We start from the raw sequence: 21,186 nt of genomic DNA, 5'->3' as shown, positions 1-21,186 counted from the left end.
TGCTCACCGCTGCGGTGTCGGCCCTCCTCCCGTAGGAGCCCTCTGGCTCTCCAGGTGCTCGGCCAACCGCTTGCGCAACCAGGCGGCGGCGAAGGGCGTCAGCGGCCCCACGAACAACCGCACCGCGGGAACAAGCGCGACCCATATGATCCCGACCGTCAATCCGGTCAGGCACAGCTCCGCTTTCGCCGCCGGGTCTCCACGGCCGGGGTCGGCCAGCGCCAACAGGGCCAAGAACTCGACCAGGCACAACATGCCCATGATCGAGAGCCAGACGAGGCCGAGACTGATGGGCCAGATCGAACGCCCGGCACTGAACACCCAGTTGATCACCGCGACCCGGCGCCCCTCCTCGTCAGGTGGCACATCACCGCGCTCGACACGATCGAAGAAGTCACGCACCTCACCCATGGCGGTGCGCGAGAGCCGCTCGTAGACCGCGAGTTCGACGGCCCCCACCAAGACGATCACCGGCGCCACGGCTGCCACCGTCGCCGCGAATGTCTCCGTCATCTCCATCTCACCAGTGTCGCGAAGTTCCGCCACCTATCGCCCCGTTACGGCCGAACAAGGAGGTGTGGAGGACCTACGGGTCCAGACCCTGGCCGGAGCGCCGCCCATGCACCTGGATCGACCGTGGTCAGGGGTGGCAGGTGCGGTCGGTCGGGGGCAGGGGGCCGCCGGCGAGGTAGGTGTTGACGGCCTTGTCGGCGCAGGGGATGGGCTGGTTGCCGCTGATGGCGTTGGCGTAGACACCGTGGCTGCGGATGTCGGCGGTCAGGAGGCGGGAGCCGTCGAGTGCCCGGTGGAGGGCGACGCCGCCGGGGTAGGGGGTGTTGTTGTCGCGGGTGGCGTGGAGGAGGAGGACGGGTACGTCGTTGTCGATGGCGGTGCCGCCGTCGCCGGGCGGGGTGGGCCAGAAGGTGCAGGCGGAGATGGCGTTGGCCTGAGGGCCGAAGACCGGCTGGGTGGTGCGGCTCTGCCGGGTGTTGCGCCAGTAGGCGTTCGTCCCGGCGGGCCAGCCGCCCGCGGGCCAGCCGCCGTCGGCGCACATGGTGAAGGAGGGGACGGAGAACAGTGCGTCCGCCTCGGGTGAGCTGAGGAGCGTCAGCCACTGCGCGAGCACCGGGTCGGGTTCGACGGCGTGCCCGTCGAGGGCGTCCTGGAGGTTGCGTACGATGCGCGCGAGCGCCGGGTCGCTCTCCTCATACTGCAGCAACTGGTGCATGATCAGCCGCAGTCGGCCGGCGTCCGCGGTGTGGCCGCCGAGGGTGAGGGGCTGCCGCTCCGCGTGGGTGATCAGCCGTTCCACGGTCGCGCGGACGCGGGGGGCGGTGCGGCCCAGGCGGTACGTGCCGTGGCGGGCGGCCGTCCACGCCGCCCATTCGTCGAGGGCCGTTTCCGCTGCGGGGCCGGTGACCTGGAACAGCTCGTACTGCGTGAGCGCGGGGTCGGTGCCGCTGTCGAGGACGATGCGGTCGGCGCGGTGGGGGAAGAGCTGGGTGTAGACGGCGCCGAGGTCGGCGCCGTAGGAGACGCCGAAGTACGACAGTGCGGGCTCGCCGAGGGCGGCGCGGATGGCGTCCATGTCGCGGGCGACGTTGCGGCTGGTGGCGTGGGGCAGCAACGCGGTGTTGCCCGGGGGCTGTCCGCAGCGCCGCGCCATGTCGCGTGCGGACGCGACGGTGGCGTCGAAGACCTGCCGGTGGTTGCCGGTGGCGGGGGCGGGCGGCCCGGCGGGGGGCGTACAGGCCAGGGGGGTGCTGCCGCCGAGGAAGCGGGGGTCGAAGCCGATGAGGTCGTAGCGGTCGGCGACCTTGCCCAGCACGGGGCTGAGCGCGAGGGGGTAGTCGAGACCGGGCCCGCCGGGTCCGCCGGGGTTGGCGAGGAGGATGCCGCGGCGCTGGGCCGGTTCGGCGGTGGCGCGGATGCGCGATACGGCGATCTCGATGGTGCGGCCCTGCGGGGCGGCGTAGTCGAGCGGCACGGTGAGGTGCCCGCACTCGGCCCCGGCCTCCACCAGTTCGGGGTGCTGCTCGGCGGAGCAGGGGCCCCAGTCGACGGTCTGACCGCCGCCGGGCGTGGGGGTGGCGGCGGAGGTGGGTGCGGTGGCGGAGAGGGAGGCGGCGAGGGTGGTGGCGGCCAGGAGGGCCAGGGAGGTGAGGGTCGGTCTGCGCATCGTGCTCCTCGGGGGCAGGGGTCGGGAGCGCCGGGGCGCTCGGAGGCCGGGGCCCTGAAGCTACGATGCGGGCGTGACCTGCGGCCATCGGGCCAACTCCCGTACGCCGCAGGGGGATAACCCCCGTGGGCGGCTGCCGTACTGGCCAGGATGGGGCGGGTGGAGCGACGTGCTCTACCTGTCTTCGGCGCCGCCGGCTTCACCGCCCCGCACGCTGCTCGGAGCCTCTGCCCGAGGCACGGCGGCCGTGGGGGATTGCGCCGGGCGTCTGCACGTTGCCGGAGGGTTGCCGGACGGACAGTCCGTGGCCGCCTTCGAGGCGATTCCGTCTGCGCCGAACTCGCCCTGGTACCGGCGCGGTGGGTGCTGGCAGTGGTTCCGGCCCGGACGGGCAGCGCGGCTCCCCGGACTATCCATCGCTGCCACGACGTACCGTGGCTTTCGGCCGCGGGGGCGCAGCTCTCACGTCACTAAACGTCCGGGGTGACGATCTCCACGAGCGGGTCGACGCCGTCCCAGCGTTTGTCGCCGGTCAATACCGCGGAGGCGCCCGTCGCCGTCGCCGTTGCGATCACCAGCGCGTCCGGCAGCCGGAGTGCCTTCTGCTGTGCCCTCAGCTCCGCGGCCACGCGGGCGATACGGCGGTCGAGAGGAAGTACGTCGACCGCGATGCGGTCGATGGCCTTCTCCACTTCAGCCGCCATGTCGCTTCCGCCCTGCCTGTGTGCGCGTACGAGGCACTCGCTGAGCACCGATGCGGGGATGGCGAGTTCGTGTCCGTCCTGCCGCTTCGACGACACGGCCTGCCGGGCGGACGCATGCAGGGCGTCGTTCGGGTCGAGCAGCCCCAGGAGGACGCTGGAGTCGAGGATCACGCGTCCCATGCGTCCCGTTCCGCCTCCAGGTCGGCGCTGTCGGAGAGCCCGGGGAACACCGCCACCGCGTCCAGCGGATCGTGCTCCGGTACCAGAGTCAGCCTGCCCTCATCGTCCACCTCGACACGCAGTATGTCGCCGGGGTGGATGTGGGCGGCACGGAGCGCGGCGACGGGGAGGGTGATCTGGTTCTTGCTGGAGACCTTGGCGGTGCAGCGTCGCACTTTCCTTACTTTCTCTGTCACAAAGTAAAGGATACCTCCAGCGGCCCTCAGGCGCACTGCCGCACGTTCATCGCGCCGGGCCGAGGCCGGTCACCGCCAGCCGGAACAGGCGGTGCGCCTGGGCGGCGGGGCCGGGGTGGTGCTCTGTGGCCAGGGTGATGCCGACGATGAGGGTGATCAGATCTGCGACGGTGACGTCCGGTGTCACCGTGCCGTCCCGGACGGCCCGGTGCAGCAGCGGGTCTGCCGCTTCCTCCAGGGCCGCCGCGCAGGTGTTGCCGTGTACGGGGTCGGCCCCGGCGGTGTCGTAGGACAGGGCGGCGGCCAGGCCGCGGGCGGAGACGCAGTAAGCGACCACGTCGTCCAGCCATTCCAGCAACGCACCACGGCTGTCGGCCTTGCCGGCCAGGTCGAGGGCGCGGAGGCGCAGGGCGTCGATCCGTTCCCTGGAGACCGCCTCCAGGAGGGCGCGGCGCGTGGGGAAGTGCCGTCGTACGGTCGCCGAGCCGACGCCTGCGGTGCGGGCGATCTGTTCCAGGGAGGCGCCGGCGCCCTGTGCGGCGACCTCTTCCTCGGCCACGGCGAGGATGCGCGTGTAGTTGCGCCGGGCGTCTGCGCGTCGGCCGCTGCCGGGCATGGTGTCGCCTCCGGGATTGCTAAGTGGCGGGGCCCGCCGTATCGTACCCGAGACCGAAACGGCGGGCCCCGCCGTTTCTTCCTGGCGAGCATCCGAGGAGCTCCGTGAGTGCCGTGAGTGCCGTGTCCACAGACTCCGCACCCGTTCTGGTCACCGGCGCCACCGGCAGGCAGGGCGGCGCCACCGCCCGCGCCCTGCGCGCGGCGGGCGTTCGCGTCCGCGCGCTGGTACGGGACCCGGACGGTGACCGGGCCCGGGCCGTGGCGGCCCTCGGCGCCGAGTTGGTGACCGGCGATCTCCACGACCGCGACTCCGTGGTCCGGGCCGCGACGGGTGCCCGGGCGGTCTTCTCCGTACAGATGCCCGCCATGACCGCGGACGGCTTCGACTTCGACGGTGAGGTGGCCCAGGGCGTCAACCTCATCGAGGGCGCGAGGGCCGCCGGGGTCCGCCAGTTCGTGCACACGTCCGTCACCGGCGCGGGACAGCACACCGGGACTCCCGGCTGGGCGGAGGGGCGCTGGGCGGTGGAAGCGAGCCTGACCGCCAAGAGCGCGGTCCAGGACCACCTCCGTGCGGCCGGCTTCCCGCGCTGGACGCTCCTCAAGCCGGGCACGTTCATGGAGAACTTCCTCCCGTCCATGGGGTTTCTCTTCCCGCGCGGCATCGAAGGCGGCCTGGTGAGCGTCCTGAACCCCGGGACCCGGCTCTCGCTGGTCGCGGTGGACGACATCGGCCGCGCGGCGGCCGCGGCGATCGCCGCGCCGGAGCGATTCGACCGGGTCGAGCTGGAGTTGGCGAGCGACTACCTGTCGATGACGGAGATCGCCGAAGTCCTCTCCCGCGTCGTCGGTACGCACCTGCCCGCCCCGGACATGACCGCCGAGCAGGCCCTCGCCGCCGGCATGCCGCCGATGGGCGTCTCGCACGAGTGGCTGAACACCGCGGGCCAGCCCGGCCGCCCGCACTACGCCACGGACCTCGGCATCCCGCTCACCGGCTTCGAGCAGTGGGCCCGGAAACACCTGCGAGCCGAACCCTGACTCCCGCCGGTCACCCCGGACGTCGGCGACGTGCACGAGTTCAGCCCTCTGCGCCGCCCCGGTCCCGCAAGTCGACCACCGTACGTTCGACTCCGGGTATGCGCGGTACCCGCAACGATCCGAGAGCGACGCGCTGGATGTCCGGGTTCCAGGCTTCCGAAACGTCCCACGGCCCGTACTCGTCGCGGCGCACCCGGGGCTCCCGCAGGAGGTCGCTCTCCAGAAGTTGCCGGCACATGGCTTCCGCCCGTTCCAGCAGGTCGTCAAGGTCTGCGGAGGAAAGTCGCCGGGCGCCCACCAGCCCGCCGAGGAGGCGGTATGCCGCATCCCAGGTGAACCCGTCGGGACCGACCAGACGGCTCGCGCGCACCACGTCCGCCTGCAGCAACCCTTCGAGGTCGGCGACCTCGACCTCCTCCAACCCGTCTGTGTGGGCGAGAGCCTCGGTCAGCAGCCATCCCGCGCTGCCGTCTTCGGGCAGCCCTCCCAACTCGTCCACGACGGCCATATGAATGGCGGCAAGTGTGAGCAATTCAGGAGTAACGCGCTTCCATATATCCGGAACCAGCACCGGCGCGGATGTCCGGGACAGGGTTCCTTCCCTCTCAAGAAGCCGCACTATCTCCCTGACCTGCGCCACCGATTCCGACAAGAGAACTCCTCACTGGTATAGCCGCTTCCTCACCGCCCGTCGCCGCCGCCGGGCAGGCGCCGCTCATGCGGCTCGCCTCCGACCGGCACTCAGGTGCCGCACGCAGCCGGGGTCAGCGCTGGAGGGTGTCGGAGGGTAGTTCGCCGAAGCGGTGCCGGTAGTACGCCGCGAACCGGCCGTAGTTCGAGAACGCATAGCGCTCCGCCACCCGGCTGACCGTCGTCGTGGCCGGGGTCGCGGCCAGCAGGTCTTCCCTGGCCCGGCGCAGCCGGGCCTCGCGCAGGCGGGCCGAGGGCGTGGTGTGGAACTCGCGCTGGAAGCCGAGTTGCAGCGCACGGATGCTCAAGGAGACGGCACAGGCGAGGGAGGCCACGGTGAACTCCCTGTCGCCGGCGTGCTCGTCGATCAGGTCGACGGCACGTCTGACGGCCGCGGAGGAGGCGGGGGCGCTCCCCTCGTGCAGCCGGGCGGAGTAGTTGTGGGGCTGCCCGTCGAGCAACTGGCCCAGCAGCGCCTGCTCCAGCGGGCGCATCACCGACGGGTTGCGCACGCTGACTCCGCCGCGCTCGGCGTCCTCGCGGAGCAGGGACACGATCCGCCACCACGCCTCGATGTCCGGTGCCCTCTGGTCCATCCGCAGCGCGAACCGGACGGGTTCGGCGACCGGGCGTCCCAGCATCGCGCGTAACTGCTGCTCCAGAGCGGTGCGCGAGATCTGGAGCACCAGGTGCGGACTGTGCGCCTGTACGTCGATCCGGTAGGGGCGGTCGACCGGCGGCACCGCCGCGCCGCTGCGGTCGTACCGGGCCTCCTGCCGGCCGTGCGCCAGGGCCGCGCGGCCGGCCAGCGGGGCGAGCACCAGGTAGAAGCTCTCCTGCGGTTCCACGGTGATGTCCACCTGCCCGCCGTAGTCCAGGTAGCACAGATTCACCCGGCCGGCCTGTACGGCATGGAACCGGGTGTCGAAGTCCCGCTCCCGCTGCGGCACGGTGAGGCGGTGCGGGCAGAACGCCTCGGCCACGGTGTGCCGCGCCTCGTCCACATCCCGGGTGTGCAGTTGCTGATAGCGGTCCAGCGGCAGCCGCATCCCGGCAGTCGCGCCCTTTCCGAACGCATGTGCGTCGCCGAACGCCCGGCCCTGCGGGACGTTCTGGGTCATGCCACGCCCCCTCAACCACGCTTGCGCTCAGCGTACAGACGGGGTGCGTCCAGTGGATAGCCGTCGGTCTGCCGCCGGTCGACACTGGCGTCGCGTCTCCGCCCCGGACACCGACGGACGTGGATGCGGAACGCCATTTGATGGGGGAACGAGGTCCATGGAAGCAGCATTCGCCGCAGCGCTGGTAGCGGTTCTCGTCGGCTTATTCTTCCGGGTACGGCAACGAGTGTCGGTCGCCCGGCAAGCGGGGGCGGAAGCCGGGCCGGTGTCTCCGCCCCAGTTCAACATCGTCTCCGTGGGGCTCCCGGGCGCCGGGAAAACGCTGCTGCTCGCAAGCGTCTACAACCGCTTCCAGGCCCCCGCCGACGGGCGGAGTTTCTCTCTGGAGGCGCCGCGGGAGCAGGCCGTCGAGCTGAACGCGATGTTCCGAACGATCGGCGACTCCTCGGCACCGTGGCCGGCCGGGACCAGCAGGGGGGATTTCCGCAGGTTCCACTTCACCGCCGCGGCCCCGGTACGCGGCGGGGAGTTCCACCCGGCGTTCACGATCCGGTACACCGAATATGCCGGAGAATTACTCGTGACGCACAGCGACGACGGCAGCGGAAAACAGGAGATGCTCCACCGGGACATCGCCGAGGCACACGCGGTCATGGCCCTCCTCGACGGACACGACGTCCTTCGGGCGATCGGCGGGGACCTCGACGCGGGCGGGAGACTCCAGCACGCGGTCAGCACGTTCGTGGACGCGCTGCGGCACGTCAGGTGTTCCGTCAATTTCGCGGTGACGAAATGGGACCTGCTGCAGACGACCGGGCAGACCGACACCGAACTCGTCACCCGGGTACGCCGGTTCCTCCACTCCAACGACGCCTTCCGCTGGCTGGTGGAACGCCAGGACGCCGCCTTCACCGTCCGGCTCTTCCCGATCAGTGCGGTCGGCCCGGGGTTCGCCCGGCTCGACGCCTCCGGGCTGGTGGTCAAGACGGCAGCCGGCAACGTCAGTCCGACGGGCGTGACGCTGCCGTTCTCCTCCGTGGTGCCGGACATCTTCGACCGTGCGGAGGCGCTCGCGCGGGCCCAGGCCAGTGCCCACGACCGCGGAGCAGAGGCGTCCCGGAACCACCAGCAGCGCTCCGACATGCGATTCGGCGTGCTCACCTCGGTACTGGACCAGCTCGCCCTGGTGCCGGGCGGCGGACTGCCGCTGCACGTGCTGCGCTGGATGATCGGCGTCGAACCGCGGCTCGGGCGGTCGGCGGGCCTGCCGCCGGACGCGGCCTGGCTGAGGAACGACGACGCCGAGGGGGGCGCCGGCATGGAGGCCGCACGGCTCATCCTCAAGGAGATGCGCCGCGAGACGGACGCCGCGGAGGGCGCGCTGCCCGAGGGCGTCCTCAGGCGGGTGGGCTGAGATGGCGGCTCACCACGGCGGGGCGGTCGCCGGCACGTTCGCCGTCGCCCGCGGCCGGAACGAGGGCTACCGGGTGCTGAGCGCCCCGGAGTTCCTGGGGACCGGCACCGGCGTGCTCACCGACCTGGTCTCCGCCGACCACCCCGACGGGGACCTCTTCCACGGGCAGTCCCCACCGCACCAGGGGCAGTCGGTGCACGTCACCTACACCAGCCGTGCCCTCGAAGCAGGCGATCTCGACGAGGCCGCCCTGGCGCTACTGGGCAGCCCCCCGCGGGACGGGTTCGGCAGGCCGCTGCGCATCGTCTACGGCATCGTCCGCCGCTCGCCCGCGCCGGACTCCGTTCCGCCGGCCTGGATCCGGCGGGCCGAACAGGACGCGCTGGAGGCGTTCCGGGCCTTCGCCGCGGACGAGGCCGGATACCGGCTGCGCACCTCACCACCGCTCGGCGGCCCGGCCGGTCACGCACCCCCGGCCGCGGCGGCGGAAAGCGCGGCGCAGAGCGTGGCGGACACGGGGGCGGAAAGCGGCCACCGTACGACCCCCGCTGGAGCGCAGCCCGAAGACCGGCCGCGATCGCGGCAGTTGACCGCCAGCACGTGGATCACGGTGACGCTCACGTTCCTGGGCGTCGGATTCGGCGGCTGGGCGATCCTGGAGGCCCACCGCGCCAACGAGCAGTCCGACCGTGCCAACAGATTCGATCAGCGCGGCGCCAGCTCCGCCGTCATCACGAGCCCGCAGGTCGCCCCCGACGAATGCCTCCCCGTCCACCGGGAGAATCCGCCGGCCCTCCGGGGTACCGCCACGATGGCGAAGGGGGCGACGCTGTGGGAGATCACCCAGCCGGTGAACGACAGTTCCCTGTGGCCCGGCCCGAGAGCCAGGACCCGGGCCGCGAGCAGCAGTTGGACCATGCGGATTCCGTCGGTGGGAGCCGCCGGGGACAAAGGTCACGAGTACATGATCCTTCTGGTCGCAGCCGACCCCACGGCATCGAAGGAGTTGGAGGAGGCAGCCGCGGCGAAGAAGTACGAGCCGCTGCAGAAGATGCCGGAGGGAGCGGAGATCCTCGCGGAGATGTGCGTACGGCGCGTCGACTGAGCGGTCGCGCTGCGGTGACCGCCGACCGGGCCGCCCGCCCGGCACGTGGTGCGGCGAACGGCGGGAGGGGCGCCCGGGGGTCACGGAGGGGCCCCCGGGGCGGTGCGACGCGCGCGGCGTCGGTTCACTCGCGTGAGTGAGCCGGAGGCGGCGGGGCCGGCCCTACGGAGACGCCCCGTCAGTGGTCACAGCGGCGGGTGGGCCGCTCGGCGTACGGCTGATCGGCCCTGCACGCCCGACGCCCTTTGATGAATATCCTACTTATACCCATATGCTTTTTCTGCGGTTCACCGAGAGCCGTCTCCAATCCAGGAACTACTCCGCCGCGAAAGGGGCGGGGCGTACCCGGTCGCGGAGCCGAGGTTTCATCCTTGATTCGTGGAGAGAGACATGCGCGTTGCCGTGACCGGTGGCGGCGGCTTTCTCGGGTCGCATCTGTGCGAAGCACTGATGCGGCGCGGGGATTCCGTAGTGTGCCTGGACAATTTCTCGACCGGTGACCCGGAGAACATCGCCCACCTGAGGGCGCACCCCGCCTTCGAATTCCTCCACACCGACGTCAGCGTCGCCGTGGACGTTCCGGGGCGGATCGACGCCGTCGCGCATCTCGCGAGCCCGGCGTCGCCGCCCGACTATCTGCGCAGGCCGCTGGAGACGCTGGCCGTGGGCAGCCGCGGCACCGAGAACTGCCTCCGCCTCGCCCGGCGGCACGATGCCCGCTTCGTCCTCGCGTCGACGAGCGAGGTGTACGGGGACCCCCTGGTCCATCCGCAGGGAGAGGACTACTGGGGAAACGTCAACCCCGTCGGGCCCAGAAGTGTGTACGACGAGGCGAAGCGGTACGCCGAGGCGATTTCGGTGGCCTACCGGCGGAGCCACTCGGTGAACACCGGCATCCTGCGCATCTTCAACACCTACGGCCCCCGGATGCGCCCGCAGGACGGCCGCGTGGTGTCCAGCTTCATCACCCAGGCCCTCACCGGCGAGCCGCTGACGATCTACGGCGACGGAAAGCAGACGCGCAGTTTCTGCTACGTGGACGATCTGGTCCGCGGCATCGTCGCGATGCTCGACTCGCCCGAAGACGGTCCGTTCAATCTGGGAAACCCGGCGGAACGGACCGTGACGGAGCTTGCCGAACTCGTGCTGGGCATCACCGGTGCCACGTCCGCGTTGCAGTACCACCCGCTCCCCGTCGACGACCCGGCCCGCCGCCGCCCGGTGATCACCCGCGCGCAGGAACGGCTCGGCTGGTACCCGGAGGTGGGCATCGAGGAAGGGCTGCGGCGAACGGTGGAGTGGTTCGCCGCACGGCCCCGGGACGTGGCGGCCGGTGCCGCAGCGATCCGGGGCGGGCAGCAGGACGGCGCCCCCGCCGTCGTGCCCGCCGGAACGGCGGCCGAGGCCGGGTTCTGACGAACGCCCCCGGCCGGAACCGCCGGACGTCACGCGGTTCCGGCCGCCGCCCCCTTCGCCCAGCGCGGCCCGCACCTCTCGCGTTGCCGCGCCGAGACCACTCCCGGAGCACGTTCCCATGACGCAGGCAGAGTCAGGGCTCGCAGGTCAGGCTGTTGCAACCGGCGAAAGCCGGACGGCGCCCACCGGTTCGCACGAAGACCTGCGTGCCCGGATCCTCGCACTCTCGGACGGCAACGTCGTCCGCATCCCCGCCGGCGGACCGACGTTCGGCCGCCCTTCACCGTCCCTGCGCACCCGGGCCGGCAGCTTCGTCTCCGTGTTCTCCCGGGCCGACCGGTGGAAGGTGACGATCCTGGTGCTCGGCTGGCTGGTGTGCCTGGTCTGGTTCTGGGTGTGGTGGCTGCAGCCCGCGCACCGGATCGGCTGGGTGGGGCTGATCGTGAACAGCGCACTCCTGATGTACCTGTCGCTCATGCCCCTGCACTTCCTCGTCCCGGTCCTGCGGCTGCGCAGGTTCAGTCCGGCGATCGACGTTCCGCACGTGCGCGCCGCGTTCGTGGTGACGCGCGCGCCGTCGGAGCAGTGGGAGATGGCCCGCGGCACGCTCCTGGCGATGCTGGCGCAGGACTTCCCGTACCCGTACGACGTGTGGCTCTGCGACGAGGACCCGTCCGCGGAGGTCCTCCGGTGGTGCGCGGCCAACGGGGTGCGGGTGTCGTGCCGGCGCGGCCGGGCGGACTACCACCGGGCCACCTGGCCGCGGCGGACGCGCTGCAAGGAGGGCAACCTCGCCTACTTCTACGACCACTGGGGGTACCGCGACTACGACGTGGTCTCCCAGCTCGACTGCGACCACGTGCCGCACCGGAGCTATCTGACCGAGGTGATCCGGCCGTTCGCCGATCCCGCCGTCGGCTACGTGGCCGCCCCGAGCGTGTGCGACGCCAACGCGGCGGCCTCGTGGTCGGCCCGGGGCCGGCTGCACCGGGAGGCCATGTTCCACGGCGCCGTCCAGCTCGGGCACAACGAAGGGCTCGCTCCCGTCTGCATCGGCTCCCACTACGCGGTGCGCACCCGGGCCCTGCGCGACATCGGGGGGATCGGTCCCGAGCTGGCCGAGGACTTCTCCACCGCCTTCCTGCTCAACTCGGCGGGCTGGCAGGGGGCGTTCGCCATCGACGCCGAGGCCCACGGCGACGGGCCGATCACCTTCGCGGCGATGGTCACCCAGGAGTTCCAGTGGTCGCGCAGTCTCACGGTGATGATGATGGGCCTGGTGCCCCGGCACCTGGGCCGGATGAGCGGGTGGCTGCGTGCACGGTTCGTGCTGGCGCTGTCGTTCTACCCGCTGCTCGCACTGACGTCGACGGTCGGACTCACGCTGCCTCCGGTCGCGGCCGTCACCGGGCTGCCGTGGCTCGACGTGAACTACTTCGCCTTCCTCGGCCACTTCTGGGCGATGACCGTGTGGATGGTTCTCCTGGCCCTGATGATGCGTCGGCGCGGCCTGCTGCGTCCCCGGGACGCCCCGGTGGTGAGCTGGGAGAACTGGCTGTTCAGCCTCTCCCGCTGGCCGTTCGTCGTCTGGGGGGTGAGCACGGCCGTACTCCAGCGGCTGCGTCCCCGGACGGTCGTCTTCAAGGTCACGCCGAAGAGCCGCGACGGTCTGGAGCCCCTGCCGCTGCGGCTGGTGGCCCCCCATCTCTTCATCGCTTCGGTGCTGACGGGTGCGGCCATCATCGGCGAGCTGACCGGTCCCGCCGTCGGCTACGTCTTCCTCTGCCTCGCCGGTGCCGTCTCGTACGCGCTGGTCACCCTGGTGGTCGCGGTGCTGCACGTCGTCGAGACGGCCAGAGCGACCGGAGTGCGCTTTCGCCGCGCACTGGGAACGGCCGGCGTGCCGCTCCTCGCCGGTGCCGCGCTGCTCGTCCCGCTCGCCTGGGCCCTCTCGATGTACCCGGTCTACCTGGCAGGCGTCATCGGCTGGTGAGACCGGCCCCGCTTCCCCCCGCAACCCGTGACGAGGTCGAAAGAGGTACTCCCATGTCCGCAACAGTGCTGGTGACCGGCGGTGCCGGGTTCATCGGCAGCCATACGTGCGTCGAGCTGCTGGAGCACGGCTACGGCGTGGTCGTGGTCGACGACCACTCCAACAGTTCACCCCGCGCCCTGGAGCGCGTCGCCAAGGTCGCCGGCCGGCCGCTCACCGCGGCGTACGAGAGCGACCTGCGGGACCGGCGCGCGCTGTCCGAGGTGTTCGCCGCCCACTCCTTCGACGCGGTGATCCACTTCGCCGCGAAGAAGGCGGTCGGCGAGTCCGTACGGCAGCCCGTCGAGTACTACGACACCAACGTCGGCGGCACCACGGCGCTGTTGTCCGCCATGCGCGAGCACGGCGTGCACCGCCTGGTGTTCTCGTCGTCGTGCTCGATCTACGGCGACGCCACCCGGGTGCCGCTGACCGAGGCGGACCCGGCCCGGCCCACCAACCCGTACGCCACGACGAAGTGGCTCTGCGAGCAGGTGCTCGCCGACACCTGCCGGCGGCTGCCGGACATGAGCGTCCTGGCGCTGCGGTACTTCAACCCGGTCGGCGCCCATGAGAGCGGGCTGCTGGGCGAGGACCCCCGGGGCGTGCCGAACAACCTCATGCCGTACCTGGCCCAGGTCGCCGTCGGGCGGCTCCCGGGGCTCCGCGTCTTCGGCGACGACTACGCGACCGCCGACGGTACCGGGGTCCGCGACTACATCCACGTGCGGGACGTGGCCGAAGGGCACCGGGTCGCTCTCGAACATCTCGGTGACGAGAGCGGAATGCGCACCTTCAATCTCGGCACCGGCGTAGGCACCTCCGTCCTCGAACTCATCGCGGCGTTCACGCGCGCGTGCGGCAGGCCGATCCCGTACGAGATCACCGCGCGGCGGCCGGGCGACGTGGCCGCGCTCGTCGCCGACCCGGGCGCCGTGGCCCGGGCCTGGAGCTGGGCCACGACCCGCGATCTCGCGGCCATGTGCCGCGACGCGTGGGCGTTCCAGGAGCTGAATCCGTCGGGCTACCCCGACTGATCCCTCCGCAGTCAGCAGTGTCGTCAGTGTCAGGAGCCGGACGTTCTACAGATGGGGACAGGTATGCGATTGACGGTCATCGGTACGGGATACCTCGGAGCCGTGCATGCCGCGTGCATGGCGGACATCGGGCACGAAGTCCTCGGCGTCGACGTCGACGCCCGGAAGATCAGGGCTCTGGCCGAAGGCACGCCGCCCTTCTTCGAGCCGGGTCTGCACGACGTGCTCACCCGCAACGTCGGCTCCGGGCGGCTTGCGTTCACCACCTCGCTGCGCGCGGCCGCCGATTTCGGTGAGGTCCACTTCGTGTGTGTGGGCACCCCGCAGCAGCGCGGCTCCCAGGCGGCGGACCTGCGCCACGTCGACGCGGTCATCGACTCCCTCGCGCCGCATCTGCACCGCCCGTGCCTGATCGTGGGCAAGTCCACGGTCCCGGTGGGCACGACGGCCCGGCTCACCGCCCGGCTGCGGGAACTCGCCCCGGGGGTCGACGCCGAGGTCGCCTGGAACCCCGAGTTCCTCCGGGAGGGCTTCGCGGTCCAGGACACCCTCGAACCGGACCGCCTCGTGGTCGGCGCCGGTTCGAGCCGGGCGGACGAGACGCTGCGCGCGGTGTACGCACCCATGCTGGAGGCGGGCGTTCCGTACGTCGGCACCGATCCGGCGACGGCCGAACTGGTCAAGGCGGCCGCCAACTCGTTCCTCGCGACGAAGATCTCGTTCATCAACGCCATGGCCGAGGTGTGCGACGCGGCCGGGGCGGACGTGGTCACCCTGGCCGACGCCATCGGCCACGACACCCGCATCGGCCGGCGCTTCCTCTCCGCCGGTCTCGGCTTCGGCGGCGGCTGCCTCCCCAAGGACATCCGGGCCTTCACCGCCCGCGCCGAGGAGCTCGGCGTGGGCCCGGCGGTGGCGTTCCTGCGGCAGATCGACGAGATCAACCTGCGGCAGCGCAGCCGCACCGTCGCCCTCGCCAGGGACCTGGCCGGCGGGACGTTCAGCGGACGCCGGGTGGCGGTCCTCGGCGCGACGTTCAAGCCGGACAGCGACGACGTGCGCGACTCACCCGCGCTCGCCGTCGCGGCGGCGATCCACGACCAGGGCGCCGAGGTGCACGTCCACGACCCGCAGGGCCTGGACAACGCCCGCAGGGTCCTGCCGGCCCTGCGGTACGCCACCGACGTGAGCGCGGCGTGCCGGGACGCCGATCTGCTGCTGCATCTGACCGAGTGGAGTCACTACCGCCGCCTCGATCCCGTCGCACTGGCCGCGGTCGTACGCGCGCCGAAGGTCCTGGACGCACGCAACGGTCTGGAAGCCGACCGGTGGCGCGCCGCGGGCTGGACCGTGCACGCGCTCGGACGGCCGGCCCCGGCCACGGTCGCCGGCGGGCAGCCCCCGCGCGTCGTCATTCCTCACGGTGCCTCGGGCAGTGCCGCTCCGGCGGTCGCCGACTCGCTGAGCCTCTCCCCGAAGTAGTCCACCGGGCCGGGGTCGACGCCGAGTGCCTTCAGGTCCACCGCACCCGTCACCCCGTCGGCGCACCCGGGCACCATCTCGGCGGCTCCGGTCACACCCGTGATCGGGGCCGCCGCCCCCGGGAGGCAGGGATCCTCGCTGGTCCCCGTCGCCGTGGAGCCGAGTCGTTCCTGACCCGCGGCACTGCGCCACCGGCTCAGCGCGCCGTACCTCCGGTCGCCCCACGTCACCTGCCAGGCACCGGTGCTGAAGTAGTTGTTGCCCTGGATCTTCACCTCGGCCGGTGTGTACGCCGTCGACGATTCGACCAGCGGGGCTCCGTCCGTGACGAAGATGTTGTTGCGTACGGTGGCGCCCGTGAGCCCTTCCTGCAGACGAAGGGCCGGCACGAGGTAGGGGCCGTTCGCCTCCTGCACCACGGTGTTGTGGTAGATGTGCACATTCTTGACCCACTCCCCGTAGGCCACGATTCCGCCGTACAGGTGCAGCTTCCGGGAGTCGCTCCCGCTGAGGTTGAAGCGGACGGTGTTGTCCTTCTGCGCGCGGTTGTCGACAGCCGTGTAGACCAGGTAGCCGGGGCCGTCGTTGCGGTAGGACAGGTTGTACTGGAGGACCGACGCGGACACGTTGTTGTCCAGGCCGAACCCGCCCCCGTCCGAACGCGATCCGGTGTGGTTGGCGTAGGAGACGCTGTGCTCGATGACCATGCGGGTCGAGTCGTAGGTCCAGATTCCCTCGGGCCCTTCCACCGCCCTGGCGGCCGACTTCGCCCCGTTGTCGTGCGCGACCGCCCGCTGCACCCTGCCGCGGCGGACGCTGCCGAGGACGATGCCGCTGCCGGTGTTGCGGCCGTGGGCCGCCGGGTCGCCGTCGTTGCCGTACGCCTTGACCCGGAAGACGGTCACCCGCTCGTGCGCGTACGCCGGATCGCGGGCGTCGAAGGCGGGCCCGTAGGTGGACAGGCCGGCGTCTTTGTTGCCGCGCACCGTGGAGTTGCTGATCTGCACGTTGCGGAATCCCGCGGTGCCCTTGCCGGCGCCGATGCTGATCCCGGTCCTGAAGTGGGAGACGTCGACGCCGTCCACGATGACGTGGTCCAGTTTTCCGCCGTCGGGTTCGTCGGCGAAGAAGTTGATCCCGGGCCGCTTCCTGAACGATGCCCTGTTTCCCACGAGTTCGAGATCGCGGATCTCGATACCGGCGGTGTTGTGGACGGAGATCCCCGTTTCGCCGGTGGCCGCGATCGTGGCGCGTCCCCTGCCGTACGACTCGATTCTCACGGGAGCTTCGGCGCTGCCCGCGTCCCGCTTCTCCAGGCGCAGCTCGCCGCGGAACCGCGCACCGGCCCTGAGCAGCAGCCGGTCCCCGGGCTTGAGCCTCACCTCGTCGGCGCGCGCCAGTGACCGCCAGGCCTGCGACGGGGAGAGACCGTCGTGGCCGTCGTCGCCGTCCGGGCTGACGTAGTACGTATAGCCGCCACCGGAGTTCTTGCTCGGCGGGACGTAGGGCCTGGGCACCTCGCATCCGAACAGCAGGAGGCATACGAGCGCGGCCGACCCGGCCGTCAGATCCCGCCTGCGCGGCGAACCGGCGGACATGACGCGGCCCGCGGGTTCGGGTGGTCCGCCGGGCCCCCTGGTGCCTGTCCGCATCGGCGCACTCCACTCCCCGGTTGCCTCACCGGTTCCCCTGGCGGCAGCCGACTCGATGGCCGGGGAAACGGCGGCTCTCCGGCGGGGAGATCAGCCTGCCAGAGGCCGCGGCCCGGTTTCGTGAGCGACATGACGCAGAGGAATGAAGCGGGCCAGGGCGCTTTCGGCACGCCAAGCGCCCGCGCCAAAAAGCCCTATTCCCCGCCCGTCTGCATCTCCCACACCAGCGCCTCCGCCGGGCCCTGTGCCGTCAGGTCAAGACCCTCGCAGCCCGCGATACGGGCCGCGTCGCCCGGCCCCGCCGCCGGGGATTCGCCGCCGACGCGTACCGCCCCGCGGACCACGTGGACGTACACCCACGGCGCGTCCGGCAGCGCCGTCCGCTCGCCCGCGCGCAGCCGGCGTACGTACAGGACCGACGCCGCCCGTTCGACCGCCAGCGGCGTGCCGTCGGCGATGCCGCGGACCACCTCGTACGCCGGGTCGCCGCCCGGGGCCGCCGGCATCAGCCACATCTGGAGGAACGTCAGCGGCGCCGCGCCCGCGTTGCGTTCCACGTGCCGGATGCCCGTGCCCGCCGACAGCAGCGCGACGTCCCCGGGGCGGACCACCTCGCTGCGGCCGGCGGAGTCCTCGTGGGTCAGCTCGCCGTCGAGGACCCACGTGACGATCTCCATGTCGCGGTGCGGGTGTTCGGCGAAGCCCGCGCCGGGCCGCAGCCGCTCCTCGTTGCACGCGACGAGCGAGCCGAAGCGGACGTTGCCCGGGTCGTAGAAGCCGCCGAAGGAGAACGCGTGCAGCGTCTCGATCCCGGCCCCCGCGTCCCCGCCGGGGTAGCGCCCCCGCCCCCGCCGTAGCTGAATCACCCCGCCACCGTACGCCGCCGCGAAGCCGCCCGAAGCCCCTCGAAGCGGCCGTGGCCCCCGCGGGAAGACGCCGCTTTCGTCCGACGCGACCCGGATAGGGCAGGCTAGACCCGTGCCTGAACCGACCGAGACACCCGAGCCGCCCGACCGTGACGCCGCTCGGCTGCAGCATCCGCACGCCGCGACCCTGCGCCGGCTGGAGAAGTCGTCCGGGGAACTGGCCGCCGGCGCCATCGCCCGGATGGATGAGCAGTTGCCCTGGTACCGGGCCATGCCCCCGGAGCACCGCTCCTGGATCGGGCTGGTGGCGCAGGCCGGTATCGCGGCGTTCACGGAGTGGTTCCGGCACCCCGAGACGCCGCAGGCGATCTCCACCGACGTGTTCGGCACGGCGCCGCGGGAGCTGACCCGGGCGATCACGCTGCGGCAGACGGTCGAGATGGTGCGGACGACGATCGAGGTCATGGAGTCCGCGATCGAGGACGTCGCCGCGCCCGGCGACGAGTCGGCGCTGCGCGAGGCGCTGCTCGTCTACGCCCGCGAGATCGCCTTCGCCACCGCCCAGGTCTACGCGCAGGCCGCGGAGGCCCGCGGCGCGTGGGACGCCCGGCTGGAGTCGCTGGTGGTCAACGCGGTGCTGTCCGGCGAGGCCGACGAGGGCGCCGTGTCCCGGGCGGCGGCGCTCGGCTGGAGTTCGCCGGACCACGTGTGCGTGGTGCTGGGCACCGCACCGGACGGGGACAGCGAGCTGACCGTGGAGGCGATCCGGCGGGCCGCGCGGCACGCGAAGCTCCAGGTGCTGACCGGGGTGCTGGGCAGCCGGCTGGTGGTCATCGCGGGCGGCAGCACGGAGCCGCTGAAGGCGGCGAAGGCGCTGATCGGCCCGTTCGCGCAGGGTCCCGTGGTCGCCGGTCCCGTCGTCGGCGACCTGCTGGCCGCGACGCGCTCCGCGCAGGCCGCGGCGGCCGGGCTGAAGGCGTGCTCGGCCTGGGAGGACGCGCCGCGGCCCGTGCTGGCGGACGACCTGCTGCCGGAGCGCGCGATCGCCGGCGATCCGGCGGCGCGTGACCAACTGGTGGAGGAGATCTACAGTCCTCTGGCAGAGGCCGGCTCCGCGCTGCTGGAGACGCTGAGCGTCTACCTGGAGCAGGCGTCGAGTCTCGAAGGCGCCGCGCGGATGTTGTTCGTTCACCCCAACACCGTTCGCTACCGGCTGCGACGTGTGACCGATGTCACGGGTTGGTCTCCGTCCGATGTCCGTTCGGCGTTTACTCTGCGTATCGCACTGATCCTCGGCCGGCTGACGGAGGCGGAACCCCAGCCCTAGTCATTTGTTCGGACTCAACAAATCCCTCCGGTGTTCTTCGTCCCCGTCCCCACGGGCGGCAGACACCCCCGACAAGAGAAGGTTGAAGGGTGCTCGTACTCGTAGCTCCCGGCCAGGGCGCCCAGACGCCCGGCTTCCTCACCCCCTGGCTCGACCTCCCCGGCGTCGCCGAGCGGCTGTCGGCCTGGTCGGACGTCGCCGGGCTCGACCTGGTCCGCGCCGGCACCGAGGCGGACGAGGACGAGATCCGCGACACCGCGGTGGCGCAGCCGCTGCTGGTGGCCGCCGGCCTCGTCAGCGCGTACGCGCTCTTCAAGGGCCCCGGGCCGCTGCGCCAGGAGGTCGGCATGGTCGCGGGACACAGCGTCGGCGAGCTGACCGCCGCCGCGCTCGCCGGGGTGATCACCGACGAGGAGGCCATCGCGCTGGTACGGGCCAGGGGCCTGGCCATGGCCGAGGCCGCCGCCGTCACGGAGACCGGCATGTCCGCCGTCCTCGGCGGCGAGCAGGACACCGTGCTCGCGCACCTGGACCGCCTGGGCCTCACCCCCGCCAACGTCAACGGCGCCGGGCAGGTCGTCGCCGCCGGCACCGCCGCGCAGCTCGCGGAGCTGGCCGCCGACAAGCCCGAGGGGGCACGCCGCGTCATCCCGCTGAAGGTCGCCGGCGCCTTCCACACCGAGCACATGAAGTCCGCCGTGTCCGCGCTGGCGGCGAGGACCGGGCAGCTCACCCCCGCGGACCCGCGGATTGCGTACGTGTCCAACGGCGACGGCCGCGTCGTGGCGTCGGGCGCGGAGGTCGTCGAGCGGCTGGTCGCGCAGGTCGCCAGCCCGGTGCGCTGGGACGCCTGCATGGAGACCTTCGCGTCGAACGGCGCGACCGTACTGGTGGAAGCCGCCCCCGGCGGCACGCTCACGGGCCTTGCCAAGCGCGCCCTGAAGGGCGTGGCGGCGGTGCCGCTGAAGACTCCCGAGGACATCGAGAAGGCCCGCGCCGCCGTCGCCGAGACGGCCGCCGCCGCGGAGGAGAGCGCATGACCGCGAAGATCCGCCCCACCAAGGGTGCTCCGTACGCCCGCATCATGGGCGTCGGCGGCTACCGCCCGACCCGCGTCGTGCCCAACGAGGAGATCCTGCAGTACATCGACTCCTCCGACGAGTGGATCCGCAGCCGCTCCGGTATCTCCACGCGGCACTGGGCCGGTCCCGACGAGACCGTCGCGCAGATGTCCGTCGAGGCCGCCGGCAAGGCGCTCGCGGCCTCCGGCGTGACGGCGGAGCAGATCGACGCCGTGATCATCTCGACCGTCTCGCACTTCATGCAGACGCCGTCGGTCGCCACCGAGATCGCGCATCTGCTGGGCACCCGCAAGGCGGCCGCGTTCGACATCTCCGCCGCCTGCGCCGGCTTCGGGTACGGGCTGACGCTGGCCAAGGGCCTGATCGTGGAGGGCAGCGCGGAGCACGTGCTCGTCGTCGGCGTCGAGCGGCTCTCGGACCTCACCGACCTGTCCGACCGGACCACCGCCTTCCTCTTCGGTGACGGCGCCGGCGCGGTCGTCGTCGGCCCCGCCGACGAGCCGGGCATCGGCCCCGCGGTGTGGGGCTCGGAGGGCGACAAGCACGAGACCATCAGGCAGACCGTGCCGTGGGACCGCTTCCGCATCGGCGACCTGGGGCAACTGCCCGTGGACGAGAACGGCGACGTGAAGTTCCCGGCGCTCACCCAGGAGGGCCAGACGGTCTTCCGCTGGGCGGTCTACGAGATGGCCAAGGTCGCCCAGGAGGCCCTGGACGCGGCCGGCATCACGCCGGACGAACTGGACGTCTTCATCCCGCACCAGGCCAACATGCGGATCATCGACTCGATGGTGAAGACCCTCAAGCTGCCGGAGCATGTCGCGGTCGCCCGCGACATCGAGACCACCGGCAACACCTCGGCCGCCTCCATCCCGCTGGCCATGGAGCGGATGCTGGCGACCGGGCAGGCGAAGAGCGGGGACACCGCCCTCGTCATCGGGTTCGGGGCCGGACTGGTCTACGCCGCCACGGTCGTGACCCTCCCCTGACCCGCGGCCGGGCCC

General features: G+C 71.9%; 19 protein-coding genes. 10 read left to right on the top strand and 9 right to left on the bottom strand.

The features are described from left to right. Positions 1–3: 3 nt before the first annotated feature. From ABGA99_RS24425 to ABGA99_RS24405, 5 genes are all read right to left on the bottom strand, one after another. Positions 4–519: a hypothetical protein gene (locus tag ABGA99_RS24425; RefSeq protein WP_347579560.1), complete on the bottom strand. Its 516-nt coding sequence runs from the start codon at positions 517–519 to the stop codon at positions 4–6. A 121-nt stretch (positions 520–640) separates the two neighbouring features. After that, complete coding sequence (locus ABGA99_RS24420) at positions 641–2,179, bottom strand: alpha/beta hydrolase (protein WP_347583423.1); 1,539 nt, start codon at positions 2,177–2,179, stop codon at positions 641–643. A 470-nt stretch (positions 2,180–2,649) separates the two neighbouring features. Continuing rightward, positions 2,650–3,063 carry a PIN domain-containing protein gene (locus ABGA99_RS24415; RefSeq protein ID WP_347583422.1) on the bottom strand — a complete coding sequence of 138 codons (414 nt, stop codon included), beginning with the start codon at positions 3,061–3,063 and terminating at the stop codon, positions 2,650–2,652. Continuing rightward, a complete protein-coding gene (locus ABGA99_RS24410; protein ID WP_347583421.1) occupies positions 3,051–3,299 on the bottom strand; it encodes an AbrB/MazE/SpoVT family DNA-binding domain-containing protein in 249 nt (82 codons plus the stop codon). The genes ABGA99_RS24415 and ABGA99_RS24410 overlap by 13 nt, the downstream gene beginning before the upstream one ends. Before the next feature lie 46 nt (positions 3,300–3,345). Then, complete coding sequence (locus ABGA99_RS24405; RefSeq protein WP_347583420.1) at positions 3,346–3,915, bottom strand: helix-turn-helix domain-containing protein; 570 nt, start codon at positions 3,913–3,915, stop codon at positions 3,346–3,348. Between the two features lie 122 nt (positions 3,916–4,037). On the opposite strand from ABGA99_RS24405, the gene ABGA99_RS24400 reads away from it, so the two are divergent. Continuing rightward, positions 4,038–4,958, top strand: coding sequence for an NmrA family NAD(P)-binding protein (locus tag ABGA99_RS24400; protein ID WP_347579566.1), 921 nt, complete (start codon positions 4,038–4,040; stop codon positions 4,956–4,958). 40 nt (positions 4,959–4,998) lie between these two features. Here the strand turns inward: ABGA99_RS24400 and ABGA99_RS24395 are convergent, their stop codons facing one another. After that, a complete protein-coding gene (locus ABGA99_RS24395; RefSeq protein ID WP_347583419.1) occupies positions 4,999–5,610 on the bottom strand; it encodes a hypothetical protein in 612 nt (203 codons plus the stop codon). Positions 5,611–5,722: 112 nt separating this feature from the next. Further along, a complete protein-coding gene (locus ABGA99_RS24390) occupies positions 5,723–6,769 on the bottom strand; it encodes an AraC family transcriptional regulator (protein WP_347579568.1) in 1,047 nt (348 codons plus the stop codon). 265 nt (positions 6,770–7,034) lie between these two features. Here ABGA99_RS24390 and ABGA99_RS24385 point away from each other — a divergent pair, with 265 nt between their 5' ends. From ABGA99_RS24385 to ABGA99_RS24360, 6 genes are all read left to right on the top strand, one after another. Then, the gene (locus tag ABGA99_RS24385; RefSeq protein ID WP_347579569.1) at positions 7,035–8,183 is read left to right on the top strand and encodes a hypothetical protein; all 1,149 of its coding nucleotides are present in this window, start codon (positions 7,035–7,037) and stop codon (positions 8,181–8,183) included. A gap of 1 nt (position 8,184) precedes the next feature. Beyond that, positions 8,185–9,288, top strand: a complete 1,104-nt coding sequence (locus tag ABGA99_RS24380; protein WP_347583418.1) for a hypothetical protein — start codon at positions 8,185–8,187, stop codon at positions 9,286–9,288. A gap of 390 nt (positions 9,289–9,678) precedes the next feature. Further along, positions 9,679–10,704, top strand: coding sequence for a UDP-glucuronic acid decarboxylase family protein (locus tag ABGA99_RS24375; protein WP_347579571.1), 1,026 nt, complete (start codon positions 9,679–9,681; stop codon positions 10,702–10,704). A 118-nt stretch (positions 10,705–10,822) separates the two neighbouring features. Continuing rightward, positions 10,823–12,697, top strand: a complete 1,875-nt coding sequence (locus tag ABGA99_RS24370) for a glycosyltransferase family 2 protein (protein WP_347583417.1) — start codon at positions 10,823–10,825, stop codon at positions 12,695–12,697. 53 nt (positions 12,698–12,750) lie between these two features. Continuing rightward, a complete protein-coding gene (gene galE / locus ABGA99_RS24365) occupies positions 12,751–13,773 on the top strand; it encodes a UDP-glucose 4-epimerase GalE (protein ID WP_347579573.1) in 1,023 nt (340 codons plus the stop codon). Between the two features lie 63 nt (positions 13,774–13,836). Then, the gene (locus ABGA99_RS24360; RefSeq protein ID WP_347583416.1) at positions 13,837–15,255 is read left to right on the top strand and encodes a UDP-glucose/GDP-mannose dehydrogenase family protein; all 1,419 of its coding nucleotides are present in this window, start codon (positions 13,837–13,839) and stop codon (positions 15,253–15,255) included. Here the strand turns inward: ABGA99_RS24360 and ABGA99_RS24355 are convergent. Together ABGA99_RS24355 and ABGA99_RS24350 are read right to left on the bottom strand one after the other, a co-directional pair. Continuing rightward, on the bottom strand, positions 15,192–16,772 hold the full coding sequence (locus ABGA99_RS24355; protein ID WP_347579575.1) for a right-handed parallel beta-helix repeat-containing protein: 1,581 nt from the start codon (positions 16,770–16,772) through the stop codon (positions 15,192–15,194). The two genes, ABGA99_RS24360 and ABGA99_RS24355, sit on opposite strands and share 64 nt — an antisense overlap. A gap of 329 nt (positions 16,773–17,101) precedes the next feature. Then, positions 17,102–17,773 carry a pirin family protein gene (locus ABGA99_RS24350; protein ID WP_347579576.1) on the bottom strand — a complete coding sequence of 224 codons (672 nt, stop codon included), beginning with the start codon at positions 17,771–17,773 and terminating at the stop codon, positions 17,102–17,104. A 112-nt stretch (positions 17,774–17,885) separates the two neighbouring features. Here ABGA99_RS24350 and ABGA99_RS24345 point away from each other — a divergent pair, with 112 nt between their 5' ends. From ABGA99_RS24345 to ABGA99_RS24335, 3 genes are all read left to right on the top strand, one after another. Next, positions 17,886–19,100 (top strand): helix-turn-helix domain-containing protein, encoded by a 1,215-nt coding sequence (locus tag ABGA99_RS24345; RefSeq protein WP_347579577.1) that lies wholly within the window; start codon positions 17,886–17,888, stop codon positions 19,098–19,100. 89 nt (positions 19,101–19,189) lie between these two features. Then, positions 19,190–20,140 carry an ACP S-malonyltransferase gene (locus tag ABGA99_RS24340; RefSeq protein WP_347583415.1) on the top strand — a complete coding sequence of 317 codons (951 nt, stop codon included), beginning with the start codon at positions 19,190–19,192 and terminating at the stop codon, positions 20,138–20,140. Continuing rightward, positions 20,137–21,171, top strand: coding sequence for a ketoacyl-ACP synthase III (locus ABGA99_RS24335; protein WP_347579579.1), 1,035 nt, complete (start codon positions 20,137–20,139; stop codon positions 21,169–21,171). The genes ABGA99_RS24340 and ABGA99_RS24335 overlap by 4 nt, the downstream gene beginning before the upstream one ends. Positions 21,172–21,186: the final 15 nt, after the last annotated feature.

The sequence above is a fragment of the Streptomyces sp. B5E4 genome (genome assembly GCF_039871555.1).
GTDB lineage: Bacteria > Actinomycetota > Actinomycetes > Streptomycetales > Streptomycetaceae > Streptomyces.
The sequence above is the reverse complement of the archived record's forward strand: the minus strand, read 5'-3'. Positions and strand labels throughout refer to the sequence as shown.